This is a genomic window from Sphingomonas sp. IC-11, assembly GCF_021043365.1.
Taxonomy (GTDB): Bacteria; Pseudomonadota; Alphaproteobacteria; order Sphingomonadales; family Sphingomonadaceae; genus Sphingomonas.
This window is the reverse complement of record NZ_JAJNDU010000001.1, coordinates 849648-865588: the sequence shown is the minus strand read 5'-3', so window position 1 is coordinate 865588 and position 15941 is coordinate 849648. Positions and strand designations below refer to the sequence as shown.

Annotated in this window: 12 protein-coding genes; 5 read left to right on the top strand and 7 right to left on the bottom strand. The window is 65.2% G+C overall.

The features are described 5' to 3' along the window. Positions 1–338: 338 nt before the first annotated feature. From rmuC to recR, 3 genes are all read right to left on the bottom strand, one after another. On the bottom strand, positions 339–1718 hold the full coding sequence (rmuC, locus tag LQ954_RS04065) for a DNA recombination protein RmuC (protein WP_227770731.1): 1380 nt from the start codon (positions 1716–1718) through the stop codon (positions 339–341). A 62-nt stretch (positions 1719–1780) separates the two neighbouring features. Continuing rightward, positions 1781–2329, bottom strand: coding sequence for a peptide deformylase (gene def, locus LQ954_RS04060; RefSeq protein WP_231022098.1), 549 nt, complete (start codon positions 2327–2329; stop codon positions 1781–1783). A 57-nt stretch (positions 2330–2386) separates the two neighbouring features. Beyond that, positions 2387–2983, bottom strand: coding sequence for a recombination mediator RecR (gene recR / locus LQ954_RS04055; RefSeq protein WP_227770733.1), 597 nt, complete (start codon positions 2981–2983; stop codon positions 2387–2389). A gap of 56 nt (positions 2984–3039) precedes the next feature. On the opposite strand from recR, the gene fmt reads away from it, so the two are divergent. Together fmt and truA are read left to right on the top strand one after the other, a co-directional pair. Next, positions 3040–3945 (top strand): methionyl-tRNA formyltransferase, encoded by a 906-nt coding sequence (gene fmt / locus LQ954_RS04050; protein WP_231022097.1) that lies wholly within the window; start codon positions 3040–3042, stop codon positions 3943–3945. Continuing rightward, positions 3942–4685, top strand: coding sequence for a tRNA pseudouridine(38-40) synthase TruA (gene truA / locus LQ954_RS04045; protein ID WP_231022096.1), 744 nt, complete (start codon positions 3942–3944; stop codon positions 4683–4685). Before fmt ends, truA begins: the two co-directional genes overlap by 4 nt. Positions 4686–4708: 23 nt before the next feature. Here truA and LQ954_RS04040 read toward each other — a convergent pair whose 3' ends face one another. From LQ954_RS04040 to LQ954_RS04025, 4 genes are all read right to left on the bottom strand, one after another. After that, positions 4709–6595, bottom strand: a complete 1887-nt coding sequence (locus tag LQ954_RS04040) for a gamma-glutamyltransferase family protein (protein ID WP_231022095.1) — start codon at positions 6593–6595, stop codon at positions 4709–4711. A gap of 143 nt (positions 6596–6738) precedes the next feature. After that, positions 6739–6960: a hypothetical protein gene (locus tag LQ954_RS04035; RefSeq protein ID WP_227770737.1), complete on the bottom strand. Its 222-nt coding sequence runs from the start codon at positions 6958–6960 to the stop codon at positions 6739–6741. A gap of 29 nt (positions 6961–6989) precedes the next feature. Beyond that, entirely contained in the window at positions 6990–10037 is a 3048-nt protein-coding gene (locus tag LQ954_RS04030) for a M14 family zinc carboxypeptidase (RefSeq protein WP_231022094.1), read from the bottom strand. 56 nt (positions 10038–10093) lie between these two features. Next, a complete protein-coding gene (locus tag LQ954_RS04025; protein ID WP_231022093.1) occupies positions 10094–12619 on the bottom strand; it encodes a TonB-dependent receptor in 2526 nt (841 codons plus the stop codon). A gap of 431 nt (positions 12620–13050) precedes the next feature. Between LQ954_RS04025 and LQ954_RS04020 the strand changes: the two genes are divergently transcribed. From LQ954_RS04020 to LQ954_RS04010, 3 genes are all read left to right on the top strand, one after another. Further along, the gene (locus LQ954_RS04020; protein WP_231022092.1) at positions 13051–13500 is read left to right on the top strand and encodes an Lrp/AsnC family transcriptional regulator; all 450 of its coding nucleotides are present in this window, start codon (positions 13051–13053) and stop codon (positions 13498–13500) included. A 284-nt stretch (positions 13501–13784) separates the two neighbouring features. Next, positions 13785–15095: a metal-dependent hydrolase family protein gene (locus tag LQ954_RS04015; protein WP_227770741.1), complete on the top strand. Its 1311-nt coding sequence runs from the start codon at positions 13785–13787 to the stop codon at positions 15093–15095. Positions 15096–15209: 114 nt separating this feature from the next. Beyond that, complete coding sequence (locus LQ954_RS04010) at positions 15210–15863, top strand: YitT family protein (RefSeq protein ID WP_231022091.1); 654 nt, start codon at positions 15210–15212, stop codon at positions 15861–15863. Positions 15864–15941 lie beyond the last annotated feature (78 nt).

Here is a 15941-nt window from a genome sequence, read left to right as displayed (position 1 = left end):
TCTGTTCAGCGCGCGGCCGCCGACGCGCCCGGCAGACCGGATCTCCGTCCGAGATGCCCCGAATCAAACGTGTCCCAACCGCCCGTCGTCGCGTTCTGGCACGTTCGGCACGCGGCGAGGTTTAGTAAGCCGCAGCCTTAGTAGCCGGGGCGCACGGATTGCGGCTATGCTCTACCACTGAGGTCGGACCAGGAGGGCCGGCGCCTCATCCCAAGCGCGCCCACGATTGTGCAGCCGGTGCGACCGAAGACAGGCACCCGGTGAACGAAGAGGCCGGCGCCCGCGGCGCCCGCCTACTGATCGCGCCCACGCAAACAGCACCCGCGCCCGGCTGTGCGCTATTCCGCCGCCTCGCTTGCGATCAGCTTGGTTAGCGGCCGCGCGCTTTGCTCGCTCACCGGTGGCGCCTCGATGCTCTTGCCCGCCGTATCGATTTTCAGCGCCTCGAACCGGCGTGCCTGTGTCAGCACCTGCGATTCCAGGCTGCCGACAAACTGGTTGTACGCTCCCATTGCCGTGTCGAGGTTCTTGCCCAGCTTTGCGACATGTCCGCCCATCACTGACAAGCGCGCGTACAGATCCTTGCCAAGCTGTGCGATTTCCCGCGCCTGTTCGGCCAGCAGCTCCTGCCGCCACACCGCTGCGACCGTGCGCGCGATGGCGATGAGGTTGGTCGGCGTTGCCAGCAGCACCCGGCGCTCGAAGGCATAGTCCCACAGCCCCGGATCATGCTCCAGCGCGGCCGACAGGAAATGCTCGCCCGGCACGAACATGATGACGTAATCCGGCGCGTCATCGAACTGGCTCCAATACGCCTTCGCGCCCAGACCGTTGACGTGCGCGCGCATGGCCGCGGCATGGGCGGTCAGGCCCGACACGCGCTCTGCCTCGTCCACCGCGCCAAACGCGTCCTGATAGGCATTGAGCGAAACCTTGGCGTCGATCACCAGCGATTTCCCGCCCGGGATCCGCACGATCACATCCGGGCGAAGCCGCCCGCCCTCGCCATCCGCCACCGAAACTTCGGTTGCGAAATCGGCATGTTCGGACAGGCCGCAGCTTTCCAGCACGTTGCGTAGCTGCTGCTCGCCCCAGCGGCCGCGCGCCTTGGGGGCATTGCGCAGCGCATTGACCAGCTTGGCGGCTTCGCTGCGCACGCTTTCCTGGCCGACGCGCATCTGCTCGATTTGCCCGCGCAACTCGCCAAAGGCATCGCGCCGCTCCGCTTCGACCTTCGCGACACCTTCTTCATACCGCTGGAGCCGCTCGCTGACCGGCTGCAACATGGCGCGCAGGTTCGCGCCCGCCACTTGTTCCGATTCCCGGAAGCGCTCGTCGGCACGTTGCAGGAAGCGGTCCTGCGCGTCGGCAAGCAGCTTCTGCCCCACCTGGCTGAATTGCGCCGCCAGCGCATCCTTCGCCTCGCGCATTTCGGCCAGTCGTGCGTCGAAGCCACGCGCTTCCGCCTCCAGACGCGCCACATCGGCACGCACCGCGTCCCGGTCGGCGCGCAATGCCGTCAGCTCCTGGCGCAGCGCGTCTGCTGCCCGCGCCCGCTCCTCGGCACCGGCCAGGTCGACGATCGCCTTCTTGAACTCTTCGGCCCGCGCGTCACGCTCGGCCCGGATCGCCGCCACATTGCGCTGCGCAAGCCACCAGCCGACGGCCAGGCCCAACAGCAAGGCGATGACGACGAACAATGCGGCAATCGGCTCCACGCTTCCTCCTCACGAGAACGAAGCGCGAACCTAGCCCCCGCAACGTCGCGGGGCAAGCGATCTCAGGCGGCGCTCTTGCGCGCCTTGGCCAGCTTCTTCAGCAGCATGTCGCGCTTCAGGCGCGTGATATGGTCAATGAAGAGTACGCCGTTCAGATGGTCGATCTCGTGCTGCATGCAGGTGGCGAGCAGACCGCCCATCTCCTCCTCATGCCGCTGACCGTCCAGGTCCATCCACGCCACGCGGCAACGTGCGGGGCGCTCCACCTCGGCATATTGCTCCGGGATCGAAAGGCAGCCCTCCTGATATCGGGAGGTCTCGTCGGAAACCCACAGGATCTCCGGATTGATATACGTCTTGGGATCGCGAACCGCCTCGGGCGCCTCCGCCTCTTCGACGGGCTCCTCGGTCTCACGCTCCTGAAGGTCGATCACGACGACGCGGCGGGCTACACCCACCTGGATCGCCGCAAGACCGATGCCGCGCGCCGCGTACATCGTCTCGATCATGTCGGTGGAAAGCTGACGCACCTCGTCGTCGATCGCGTCGACGGGTTCGCACATCAGGCGAAGGCGGGGATCGGGAATCTCGACGATGGGAAGAACGGCCATTGCGAGCAGATATTGGCGTGACCGCGTCGAATCAAGCCGCTCCGCTCCGCGCGCTTGTCACGCCACCGGGCGGCGGGCACGCAGCGCCTGCGCCAGTGTCCCCTCGTCGAGGTAATCGAGTTCGCCGCCCACCGGTAGGCCGTGCGCCAATTGCGTGATCCTCACCGGAAACCGCTCCAGCCGCTCTGCGATGTAATGCGCGGTCGTCTGCCCCTCCAGCGTGGCATTCATCGCCAGCACCACTTCGTCGATACCGCCCGCTTCGATCCGCTGCACCAGCGCGTCGATCGCCAGATCCTCCGGCCGCACTCCCTCCAGCGCCGAAAGCCGCCCGCCCAGCACGTGAAAGCGCCCCGGAAACAGGCGCGATCGATCGAGCGCCCACAGGTCGGCAACTTCCTCCACCACGCACAATGCCCGCGCGTCCCGGCGCTGATCGGCGCAGATCGCGCAGGGGTCGGTCGTGTCCACGTTGCCGCAGGTGGAACACGTGGCAAGCCGCTCCTCCACTGCCTGCAAGGCGGCGAGCAGCGGGACGAGCGCACCCTCGCGCTTCTTCATCAGGTGCAACACGGCCCGGCGAGCCGATCGTGGGCCCAGGCCGGGCAGCCGCGCCAGCGCGCCCGTCAGCGCCTCGATCTCCTGCGATGCCATCGCCGGAACAGATAGGGGGTTGCGCCCGCCCGCGCCAGCGCGTTGAAGCGCGCCCCATGCGGATCGTCTTCATGGGAACGCCTGACTTTGCCGTGCCTGCGCTGGACGCGCTGGTCGCCGCCGGGCATGAGATCGTCGCGGCCTACAGCCAGCCGCCCCGACCGGGCGGCCGCCGTGGTCGCGCTCTGGTGCCCTCGCCCGTGCATCAGCGCGCCGAGGCGCTCGGCATCGAGGTGCGGACCCCCGTGTCGCTGAAGGGTGCGGATGAGCAGCAGGCCTTCGCCGCGCTCGGCGCTGATGTCGCGGTGGTGGCGGCTTATGGCCTGATCCTGCCCCGCCCCGTCCTCGATGCCCCGCGCTACGGCTGCCTTAACATCCACGGCTCGCTCCTCCCGCGGTGGCGCGGCGCTGCCCCGATTCAGCGCGCCATCCTGGCTGGCGACGAGGAAACCGGCGTCGGCATCATGCAAATGGAGGCCGGGCTCGATACCGGCCCCGTCCGCCTGGAAGGACGCACCCCGGTCGCTGGCAAGACGGCGGGCGAGTTGACGCGGGAACTCGCCGATCTCGGCGCTCGGCTGATGGTGCAGGTGCTGGCTGATCTCGACGGTCACCCCGCGACGCCGCAGCCGGAGGACGGCGTCACTTATGCGGCGAAGATTGCCAAGGACGAACTGCGCCTCGATTTCGCGCAGGAGGCGACTGCGGCGGAGCGCCAGATCCGCGCTTTCAACCCGCCCGGCGCCTGGGTTGAGGTGAATGGCGAGCGCCTTCGCGTCCTGTCAGCCGAGGTTTGTCCGGCGACCACGGGCGAGCCCGGCGAGGTCATTGACGATCACCTCACCATCCGCTGCGCCAGCGGCGCGATCCGCCCCACCTCGGTTCAGCGCGCCGGCCGCGGCGTCATGACCGTCGCCGATCTGCTGCGCGGCTTCCCCATTCCGTCCGGCGCCCGCCTGTGACGCGTTTCGCGCTGACGGTGGAATATGACGGCCGCCCCTTCATGGGGTGGCAGCGGCAGGATCATGGCCCCAGCGTTCAGCAAGCGATCGAGGATGCCGCCTTCGCCGTAACGGGGGAGCGTACCGCGGTGCACGCCGCTGGTCGCACCGATGCCGGCGTTCACGCCACGGCGATGCGCGCGCATGTCGACATTGCCAAGCCGATCACCGCCTTTCGCCTTGGCGAGGCATTGAACGCTCGCCTGCGGCCAAACCCGGTGGCCATTCTTGCTTGCGAGGAGGTGCCCGGCGATTGGCACGCGCGCTTCTCCTGCGTCGGCCGGTTCTACGAATATCGCATCATCAATCGCCGGGCTCCGCTCACCTGGGAGAAGGGCCTGGCCTGGCAAGTCGCGCAGCCGCTCGATGCCGCCGCCATGCACGAGGCGGCGCAGCTCCTCGTCGGCAAGCACGATTTCACCACCTTCCGCTCGGTCCATTGCCAATCGGCCAGCCCGCTCAAGTCGCTCGACGTGCTGGACGTGACGCGCAGCGGCGATCACCTGTCGGTCGTCGCGGAGGCGCGCTCCTTCCTCCACCATCAGGTGCGCTCGATGGTCGGCTGCCTGGCATTGGTCGGGCTCGGCCGCTGGACGGTTGCCGACATGGGCGACGCCCTGCGCGCCGCGGACCGCTCGCGGCTGGGACTGAACGCCCCGCCGGACGGCCTGTTCTTCATGGGCGCCCGCTACCCCCGTTGAGCGCGGGCGCCGCGCCGGCCCGATCAATAAGCCAGAGCACACCCATCGGCGCGCATTTCGCTGGCCGCCGCATAGACCCGCGTCGCCCCATCCATGCGGTGCTCCACGCATTCGTACCGGCCAAAGCCGCCATCCGGGTCGCCCAGCTTCCAGCCCAGTTCCGCCAGCCGCTTGCGCGTCTCCATCGGTACCCCGCTCTCCAATCGCAGTCGGCCGGTCGGCCCCAGATCGGGATCATCCTCGCCCATCGACTGCGACGATCCCTCGTGGTGCCAACGCGGCGCATCGCCGGCGGACTGGATCTCCAGCCCATAGTCCACCCGGTTGACGATGATCTGCGTCTGTCCTTGCGGCTGCATGTCGCCGCCCATCACGCCAAAGCTCATCCACGGATCATTGCCGCGCGTGGCAAAGCCCGGAATGATCGTCTGGAACGGCCGCTTGCCGGGCGCATAGACATTGGGGTGCCCGTCCTTCAGGCTGAACAGCTGACCGCGATCCTGGAACATGAAGCCCAGACCATCAGCCACCAGCCCCGATCCCATGCCGCGGAAATTGGACTGGATCAGCGACACCATCATTCCGTCCTTGTCGGCGCACGAGAAATAGGTCGTGTCACCCTGGCTCGGCGCCTGCCCCGGATAAATTGGGGTGAGCAGGCGATCAGGCCGGATCAGCTTCGCGCGCTGGGCGGCATATTCCTTGGAAATCAGCCACTCGACCGGCACCTTGGAGAACTTCGGATCGCCGTAGAAGCGCGCCCGATCCTCATAAGCGAGCCGCTTCGCTTCGGCCTGAAGGTGGATGGACAGCGCGGACTGGAACCCTGCGCCCTTCAGGTCGAAATGCTCGAGGATGTTGAGCATCTGCAACGTGGCGATGCCCTGCGTATTGGCGCCAAGCGCATGAACGGTGGTGCCGCGATAATCGGTGCGGCTCGGCTCGATCCATTCCGAATGGTGGGCCGCCAGATCCTCGTACCGCAGCCAGCCGCCGATCCGCTTGAAATAGCGGTCGATCGTCCGCGCGATCTCGCCCGAATAGAAAGCGTCGCGCCCGCCCTTGGCGATCGCGCGATACGTCCGGGCGAGATCGGGATTGCGAAACACCTGCCCCGCCGCTGGCCCCTTGCCGTCTGCCATGCCCCAGGTCTTCAGCGCGTTGGCGGTTTCCTCCACGCCATTCCCGGGGCGCGCGAAATTGGCCATGCTGCGGCGGATGTAAAAAGCGATGATGTCGGGCACCGGCGTCCCCGCCTCGGCCATGGCAATCGCCGGTTCGAACAGCGTCGCCCAGGGTAGCCTCCCGTAGCGCTGGTGCATGGTCCACCAGCCGTCGACCGTCCCCGGCACCGAAACGGTGATCGCGCCGAGCGGCGGCAGCGCCCCGTTCTTCGCCCGTCCGCGCACCGTTTCCAGCGACAGGCCGCGCGGGCTGGCGCCCGACCCGGCCATCCCCACCACCTTCTTCTGCCTGGGGTCCCAGATCATCGCATAGATGTCGCCGCCGATACCGTTGGCGGTCGGCTCCAGCAGGCCGAGGCAGGCGTTGGTGGCGATAGCCGCGTCAACGGCCGATCCGCCACGCTTAAGAATGTCGATGCCAGCCTGCGTCGCCATCGGATGCGCCGTGCCCACTGCGCCGTTCAGGCCGTAGACTGCAGTGCGGGAGGCGAAGCTTGCCCCCACCGGACGATCGCCGGCGTGAACGTCAGGCCGGATAAACCGGTCCTCGCCGGCCGCCCAATGGCCCGGCAACGCCGCACCTTTGGCGGTCGCCGGTTGGGGGGCACCGCCTTGTCCCGGTCCTTCGGTGCCCTGCGCCCCGCCGGCCGCGCCTTGTTGTGCCCGGGCCAGGGCTGGCGCCATCGCAAGCGCAGGCAAAGTGGCGACAAAGGTCCGACGGCGCATCATAGGCTCCTATTTTCAGACCCTTGTTGCGGCAAAACAAGGACAGGACAAGCGCCACATCGTCACCGATCCGGATCAAGGCGCCGGTCACCTGCTGCCCTGCCTCGATCCGCAGCCACGATGCCCGCCGCCACCGACGGGGTTCAGCTTGATCGCGCGAGCCGACTTTCCAGCCGATCGGCCACGGAACGGCGGATCGGCTGGCCCTCGCGCACCTTGCGCCAGGTGTTGTAGCTGATGCCGAACTGCCGCATCAGCAGCTCGTCGGTCTGCCCGATCATCTCGCGCTTCATCAACGCCACTGCCCGTTCATTGACGGGGCGCATGCCCGCCTTTGCCCCGGACGGGACGATGTTCATTTCCATCGTTGCGACCCCTCGCCTGTGTTGAAGTTTCAGTCCGTTCCCGCACCGGCAGGCGCGCCGGCGCTCAGGTGATCCCAGTTCAGGATGGCGTTGAAGCCGAGCATGTAGCTGCCCTGCGTCTGCCACCGCCAGAACGGCCGCAGCGCAAACAGCACCATGTGGCCCCGCCCGTGCGGCACGTCGACGACCAGCGGCTTGCCGGTCAGCGCCTCCCCGCCACTCAGCATCCCGCTCAACAGGATGTCGTTCGCTTTCGCGGGGAAGTTCATCACCACGCGCGGCAACTGCGTTGGCTCTGCACCACTGGAACGTGACGCCGGCTCGCGTGACCCAAACGGGCTGCTCGGATCGACCTCGTTCTTCGGCGCCGACGCGGCCGCCGCTTCTGCCCCCGGCCATGGCGACACAGGCGCAGGCGCGGCATTGGGCGTCGTGTTCTGGGCCAGCTTCACCCCCGGGCCGTTGGGGTCGAAATACCCCATCCGGCCGCCGCCGCGCGACACGTTCAGCACCGGCGACTGCGAGAAGTAGATCGGCAGCTGCTTGCCGTCATAGCCGTAGACGATCGGGCTGCTCTGGTCGGCAATCATGCCGCGCATGATCGCACCTTTGTTGTATAGCTCCGACGGCTTGCTGACCGACACGTTCGGCGCGACCCCGAACTCCGCCAGCATCTCCACGGTGGATCCATCGCCGATCAGCGTGCCGCCCTCGGCCACGAACCGCTTCAGCGCGTCCAGGCCGGCGCCGCCGATACCGCCGCGAATGTCCTCGGCGGAATCCAGCGCGCCAAGGTTCGGGGTCAGCGCCGACTTCTTGTACGGGATCTTGTCGCTGCCGTTCATCGGCACGCCGACGAACTGGTCCTTGGCGTTGTTCGCGACGGTGGGATAGATCAGCACGTCATATTTGCCGCGCAGGTTCTGCGCCTTCAGCGTGGTGTCCGCGAAATAATCGTATGGGATGCCGTAATGGTCCAGCGCGGCGCGCCACCATCCCTCGTCCTGCGTGCGCAGCCATGAATGGACATAGCCGATGCGCGGCGCGGTCAGCATATGGGTGGCGACATTCGGCACGCCTGACACCGCCTCGCCCTGCACGCCCAGCGCCTCGGCTATTGCGGCAACAGTGGCGCGGTTGGCCGACGGCAGGATGAAGCTGCCCGCGGCATAACGCTTGCCATTGATCTCGAACGGCGCCTCGGCCGCCAGCATGCGCTGCCCCTTCAGCTTGAAGCGCAGCGACACCAGCGCATTGTCGCCATTGTGGTTGAAGACGATTGTTGATCCTTCGCCGCTCACCCCACCCCGCGGCGAGACGTCCGCCGTTACCGGCGCGAGCTGCTGGGAGAAGACGGCCGTGTCCTTTATCGTCTTCAACTCGACGTTGTGCATATACTGCATCGTCCAGCCGGTGTCGTCATACGGGCGCGGGTTGCTGGTCGGATAGGTCTGCACGCTCAGATACATGTCCAGCAGCGTGCGATACGGCTGGTCCGCGCGGATCACGTAATCGCCCGGCGCCACCGATACCCCGCCGGCCGTGAACGCCTGGGTGGCGGTGGTAACCTCCACGCCCTGCTTGCGCAGCATGTTCACCATGTCCGCCGCGTTCTTCGGCGCATGCTGCTGCGCCGGCACGACCCACGCATTGATCTCGCCAGTCCGCTGCCCGGTCTCGATCGCGTTGCGGCTCTTGGTCCAGTAGTTTTCGAGATACTGCGCGCCGTCATTGGCGACGCGGTTCATCGCGATCAGCAAGGCCGACTGCTGGATGTTGGTGTTGTTGCGCGGCCCCCAGTTCACCGACGGCAGCGGCGGATTGGGGCGATACCATTCCTTGCTGGTCACGGTCGACGCAAGCTTCAGGTCGTTCTGAATGTCGGGGCCATAGCTTTGCACTTCGTAGAAGCGGCCAAAGCTGTTGTGCGTATGCGCGATCCAGAACAGATAGTTGGGCACCCAGCCGTCGTAGAAGCCATAGGTCCAGACGCCCGGAACCCCGCGCTTCGTCATCTCCAGCACTTCGGTTTCGGCCAGCAGCCACCATTCGTTCGACTGGATCGGATCCAGCGACGGATTGTACGGCCCCGTTCCCGTCGAGGTGTAGAGATAGGATTGTGCTTCGTGCAGGTCGTGCAGCACCGTCGGATGCCAATCGAGCAAGCCGTTGGTGATGTTCTGGGTCAGCTTCAGATACTGGCCCAGGCCGTCGCGGTTGTTGTCATGCGCAACATATTTGCCCCAATAAACCAGCGGCGGCTTGGGCTTGCCGGTCTTCTTGCCGTAATAATAAGTGTCGACCATCTTCTCGCGCCCGTCGACTTCGACGACCGGGGTGATGAAGGTGATCATCTTTTCGCGGATGTCGCGAATGAAGGGCGTGTCCTCCACGGCCAGCCGGTAGGCCAGCTCGATCAGCATTTCTGGACCGCCCGTTTCCGGCGAGTGGATGCCGCTCGTCACCCAGTAGATCGGCTTGGCCGTCTTGATGATCTCGGCCGCTTGGCGCGCATCGGTGCGCCGCGGATCGCCAAGCGCAGCCAGCTTCGCCTTGTGCTCGTCCAGCGAGGCCAACGTCGCCTCGTCGGCGATGGCGAGGACCACCTGCTCGCGCCCTTCTTCGGTGGTGCCCAGCGTCATGTACTTCACGCGCTTCGACGTGCGCGCCAACTCGCGGTAATAACGATGGATGTCCGCGGCATAGGTCAGTTCGCCGGGCGTGCCGGGGATCCGGCCGAAGAACTTCAGCGGCGAGGGCACCGTGTCGGACAGCGGCATGTGGTCCACCAGTTCGGTGGTGAACCTCTTGTCCACCAGATGCTGGTCGATCAGCCGGCCGTATTCGGCGTCCTGTGGCTGGGTCAGCGGCTGGGCAGCGGATGGCAGGCGCGGCGCGGATGGAGCCGGTGCCGGTGCCGGTGCCGGTACGGTCTGGGCGATGGCGACCGCCCCGCCCAGCATCGTCGCCGCCAGCGCCCCCGCGCGGACCGCTATCCCGGCCCGCTTCCTCACGTTGCCGGTCGCCGGACGCACCCGCCCCTGATTGAACAGCCGCAGCCCCATCATGCCCCCCATTTGTTACGTTCTTTATTGGTGTCGGGCGGCAGCGACGGGCTGCCGCCGGCACATCGTCAGAAGCGCGTGCGCGCGCTGATGCCGATGACCCGCGGCGCGCTCGCCGTCAGGTAGATGCTGGGATAGGTCACGCCATTGTCCACCACCGGGCGCAGCGTGGAGCTGGTCGCGCTGGTCGACTTGCCGACCGCGCCAACCACGTCGAACAGGTTATTGGCGAAGGCATAGACGCCCCAGCTGTCGCCGTTCTGGATGCCGAACCGCAGGCCGACCGTGGCAAAGCCCGGCAGGCGCATGCCCTCTGGCGTGATGTTTGCCGCCGTCCGGTCGTACACCGTCCACGCCGCGCTGCGGTAGCTCACGTTGCCGTGGTAATAGAGCTCCAGGTCGCCTCCCAGCGGCTGGGTGTAGTCGGCCGACGCCTGCGCGGTCCACTCAGGCGAATAAGGCACCGTGTTGCCCTTCTTCCCGATGCCCGCCAGCACCGCGCAACCGACATAGGGCGGCGTTCCGGTGCACAGGTTGATGCCCGACGGCAAAGAGACGTTACCTTGCAGCTTCGCCGAGGTGTAGCTACCCGACGCCCGCAGCGCGAGGCCGTCCAGCGGATAGTAAGCCGTGTCCAATTCCACGCCGCGGATGCGGGTCTTGCTGGGCGTATTGGTGATGAAGCTGAACGCGCCCTGGTACGAGGCGGAAATCTGCACGTTGCTCCAATCCATCTGGAACACGTCGACGTTGAACGTCACCTTGCGATTGAACAGCGAGCTCTTGAGACCAAGCTCATAATTCCACAGCTGGTCGGAATCGTACGTCGTGGCATAGCTCGGCAGGCCAAGCGTCTGGTTCACACCGCCCGGGCGATAACCCTGCGACGCAAGACCATAGACCATCACGTCGCGATTGAACTTGTAGCTGGCGTTGAACTTCAGCAGCGTGCCGCTTTCCTTGCCCGACAGCTCCGAATACGGCAGCCGCACGTTGCCGGCGACATAGTTGGGGATGACCACCTCGGCGCCCGTCACCTTCTTATATTCGAACCAGCGGCCGCCGACGCTCAGCTCCAGCTTGTCGTTCACGTCCCACGCCGCTTCGCCGAAGAAGGCGATTTGCTTCAACGTGTCGTCGATGGTGCGATCGAGATGGGTCCGCGACGCGAAGCCATATGGGTTCGCCTGATAGCCGGCCGGGAAATATTGCAGCCCCGTTGCCGGGTCGACCGTGTTCAGCAGGCTCTGCGTATGATTGTCGCGATTGCTGTGGAAGAAGCCGACCGTCCACTTCACCGCATGCTGTGCATCGGCAAGCCGGATCTCCTGCGTCGTCGTCTTGGTCGATTGCGGCTGATACGCCGACAGGATGCCCCATTGCGTGACGAAGCGCTGATATTCCTCACGGCTGCACGAGGTGACGCCGGCGACATTGCCCGCGTTACAATCGTTGAGGAAGTTGGCGTAGCCCGGCACGCTGGTCGGCGCCGTTGCGCCCGTCCAGTAGCGGGAGAAATAGGGCGAATAGTCGAAGTTGAACGCCAGATCGCGCTTCGAATACGACGCAATCGCGGTCAGCGTCGCGAACTGGAAGTCCCAGTTCAGCGTTCCGCTATAAAGCTCGAACGTGTCCGACTGCGGCGTCTGGATACGCAGATCCTGGTCGAACTTGTCGCCATATAGCTCATAGCGGGTCTGGTTCCACGTCGGGCTGAAGCTGTTGCGGTCCTGATACACCGCCAGGCCGTCGATCGTCAGGTTCTCCGCCGGGCGGAAACGCACCATCAACCGCCCGCCATAGGTGCGGTTCTTGTTGAAGTCTTTCAGCCCAAGGACGGAATTGTCGATATAGCCAGCCGTCCGATCCCAGAATGCCACGGCGCGAACGGCCAGCACGTCATCGATCAGCGGCACGTTGATCATGCCGTCCAGGTTCGTGCCAACGCCGCTGCCGTGCTTCACCGTGGTCAGCTGACCATTCACGGCGCCTTCGAAGTCGTTGAGGTCGGGCTTGTTGAAGATGAGGCGGATCGTGCCGCCCATCGAGCTGGCGCCGTACAGCGTGCCCTGCGGGCCGCGCAGCACCTCGGCGCGCTCCACGTCGAACAGGCGGATGCCGGGCTGCGTCCCGCCGGCGTCGTTGCTGACGCCGCTGGTGCCGGTGATCGGCGTTTCGTCATAATACAGGCCGACCAGCGGCTCGCCGGATGCGTAGAGATTGCGGATGATGACGCGGCTGCCACCATTCGCGCTTTCGTTGATGATGAGGTTCGGCGTTGTCCGCGTCAGCTGCTGGGAATCCGTGATCCCCTGCGCCACGAGAGATTCCGCCGTCACGGCAGAAATGGCGAGCGGGGTCTGCTGGATGCTGGTGGCCCGTTTCAGCGCGGTGACGACGATCTCGCCCGGATTGCTGTCATCCTCGGGCAGCGCTGGGGCACTGCCACCCGCCACTTCGGACGGCGATTGGGTCTGCGTTTGCGCAGGAACCCCGCTCGCTTCCTGGGCAAGCGCGCTTGTCGCCGCCGCCAGCATCGAGACACCAAGCAACAATCGTCCGCCACGCAAGGCCCGCGCTGATCCCACCCTCATTTATACGCCCCCTCATTTTGGAAGCAGGCCGTTCCCGCCCCGCAATCCAACTCAATGGACGGCGCGTTTGGAACTAACCTGAGGCTCCCATATCCCCCGGACGATCCCGCCGCCGTCCTTTCAAACTATAAAAGTGTGTTGCCACAAGGATGGCAATCCTAATTTTCATGCGGTTTGTATCACCTTTTGGAATGTTTGTTCCACGAAGCGGTTTTAGTCGACTATCTTGAACCATAATCAGCGATGCTAACGATTGATACTATCTGACCCAGGCGATCCGTCCCCAGGCGCACACCGCGTCCGCGCGCGCATTCAGTGCCGAGATCCCGCGCGTTCATCCTGAAAAATTGCAGCCGCGCCCCGACTGTGCAAACCTCGCCATTCGCTTGAAGAAGCGGTGTTTGGGGGGGCACATGACAACAAAATCAAAATTGGACGCATTCGACACCCGCATTCTTCAGATACTGACGGCGAACGGCCGCATATCCTGGCGCGAACTCGCCGATGAAATTGGCCTTTCCCTGACACCAACGCTCCGTCGTGTGCGTCGCCTGGAAGGTGAAGGATACATCCTCGGGTACACGACCCGCCTGAACGAACGTATTTTGAGCGGCGCTATTGAGGCGATGATCTCCGTAACCCTCGATCGTCAGTCGGATGAGGCGCTGACAATATTTGAACGTAGCATTCGGGATGTTGAGGAAGTCACCGATTGTTACCAGATGACCGGGGATTATGATTATCTGCTCCGCGTTGTCGTCAACGACCTCGAACATTATCAAGTGATGCTGGGCACTCTCTCCCGCATCCCGATGCTGTCGCGAATCAACTCCAGCTTCGTGCTGAAGACGGTGCTGCGTCGTACCGCGAAAGTGACGTGATCCCGCCCCCTGACCTCCTTCTCGGAATCTCCCGACAGGTTGGAGGGCACAGCCGGCCGTCGCCGACCCAAACGACCATCAATGCCAGCCACCATCGACAGCGTAGATGCTTTGCACCAAGCTATAGCTTTGATGCATGATTAATGGTCTAAATTGACCGGTAAATACCGGCCACTTTGGTATTGCGTCAGTGATGGTTCCGTGATCGTATTTCACGGCAATGACAGTTGCTCGGCCGACGACTGCCGGAGACAGCGCAGATCAGACGTGAACAGGGGGGTTACATGCGAAAGAAGCTTCTGGCGGCAGGCGCGGCGCTTGCTGCGCTTCAGGCCGTGCCGGCCTATGCAAAGGATGTGGTAATTCACGCCGGAACGCTGATCGACGCGGTCGGCAACACGCCGCGCCGTCAGGCCAGCATCGTCATCAAGGACGACCGCATCGTTAGCGTCGAGAACGGCTTCGTGCCCGGTCCGGCCGGCGCCGAGGTAATCGACCTGTCGAACAGCACGGTCATGCCGGGCTTCATCGACGTTCACGATCACATCACCGGCGGCGGTTCGCGTCGTGATCGCCTGCGCGGCACTGCGGCGCAGCAGGGCATGCAGTCGGTCTGGAACGTGCGGGAAATCCTGAAGGGCGGCTTCACCTCCGTTCGCGATCTTGGCGGCAACATCGAAGTGCTCACCGCGCTTCAGGGCGCGATCAACGAAGGGCTTGTCCCCGGCCCCCGCCTCACCATCTCCGGCCCGGCGATCAGCCCGACGGGCGGTCACTCCGATCCGTCCAACGGCATTGATCCCGCCTGGGATCGCCATGATCAGTGGAAGATGACCGTCATCGACGGCCCAAGCGAGGCGATGCGTGCCGTGCGCGAACTGCGCAAGCGCGGCGCACAGGTGATCAAGATCCACTCGTCCGGCGGCGTCGCCAGCGTCGGTGACGATCCCACGCTTCAGCTGCTGAACGACGATGAGCTGAAGGCGATCGTCACCACCGCTCACTCGCTGGGCATGAAGGTGGCAAGCCACGCCCATGGCAAGGCCGGCGTTGACGCGGCGATCCGTGCCGGCGTGGATTCGATCGAGCACGGCACCTATGCCGACGACGAAACCTACCGCCTGATGAAGGAGCGCGGCACGTTCATGGTGCCGACCCTGTTCGCCGGTCGCGAAATCTATGACGTGGCGAAGGCGACGCCGGACAAGCTGCCGCCGACCGTTGCCGGAAAGGCGATCGCGGTCACGCCGACGATGACCCAGAATGCGCTCGGTGCCTACCGCGCCGGCGTGAAGATGGCGCTTGGCACCGATCAGCTCGGCTGGCGTCCGCATGGCGAGAATGCGAAGGAGTTCGAATATCTCGTCACTGCCGGCGTCAAGCCGATGGATGCGATCATGATGGGCACCCGCAATGCGGCGGAGCTGCTGGGCAAGAGCGGCGAGGTCGGCTCCATCCAGAAGGGACGATATGCCGATATTGTTGCGGTGGAAGGCGATCCGCTGCAGGATATCAAGATCCTGCAATCGGTCCGCTTCGTGATGAAGGGCGGCAAGGTCTACAAGGCGAACGGGGAAATGCTCGCGGACAAGTGAGCCTGCGGCGGCGCCGGGGTTCATCGCCCCGGCGCCGCTTTCCCGTTGCGGCACAGATAGACACAGGCGCACGATTGCTACTGGGGAGGATGCCGGTCACCAATCGGGATCCTGATGCCAAAACAGCCTGTCGCCAACGGTCCGGCCACTACCTCACACACCAGTTTCGAGGACGCTTACGCGTTATGCATCGGCTGCATCCTGATCGCGGTCGGTCTGGCGATGCTTCGCGCCGCGCATCTGGTGACGGGCGGCACGGCCGGCCTCGCGCTGCTGATCTCCCGTTTCGTCTCGGTCAGCCCGGGCGTGCTGTTCGCCATCCTCAACCTGCCCTTCTTCATCCTGGCGGCGCGGGTGATGGGCAGCTGGTTCACCGCGCGCACGATCCTGGTCAGCCTGGGCATCGCTGGCATGTCGGTGGTGATCGACGCGACCACCAGGATCGCCAGTGGCAATCCAGCGGTGGCCGCAGTGGCCGGCGGCACCCTGCTTGGCATGGGGACGTTGGCGCTGGCGCGTCACGGCGCGGGTGTCGGCGGCGTCGGCGTGGTCACCTTGTGGCTGCAGAACGCCCGTGGCTGGAACGCCGGCCGGACGCAGATCGCCATCGACGCGCTGGTGCTGGCTGCGGCTGGCATCTACCTGCAACCCGATCGCCTGCTCTGGTCGGCGGTCAGCGCGCTGATGATGGCCTCGGTCGTGTACCTCTGGCACCGGCCGGGCCGGTACACGGGCGTATCGCCGACGCGACGGCGCTCGCGGCGATGAGGCAGCCGCCAAGAAAGATCAGCATTGCTGACCTATTTGGCTTGAACACCGAAACTTCGTGCCGCTATGCTGCAAAGC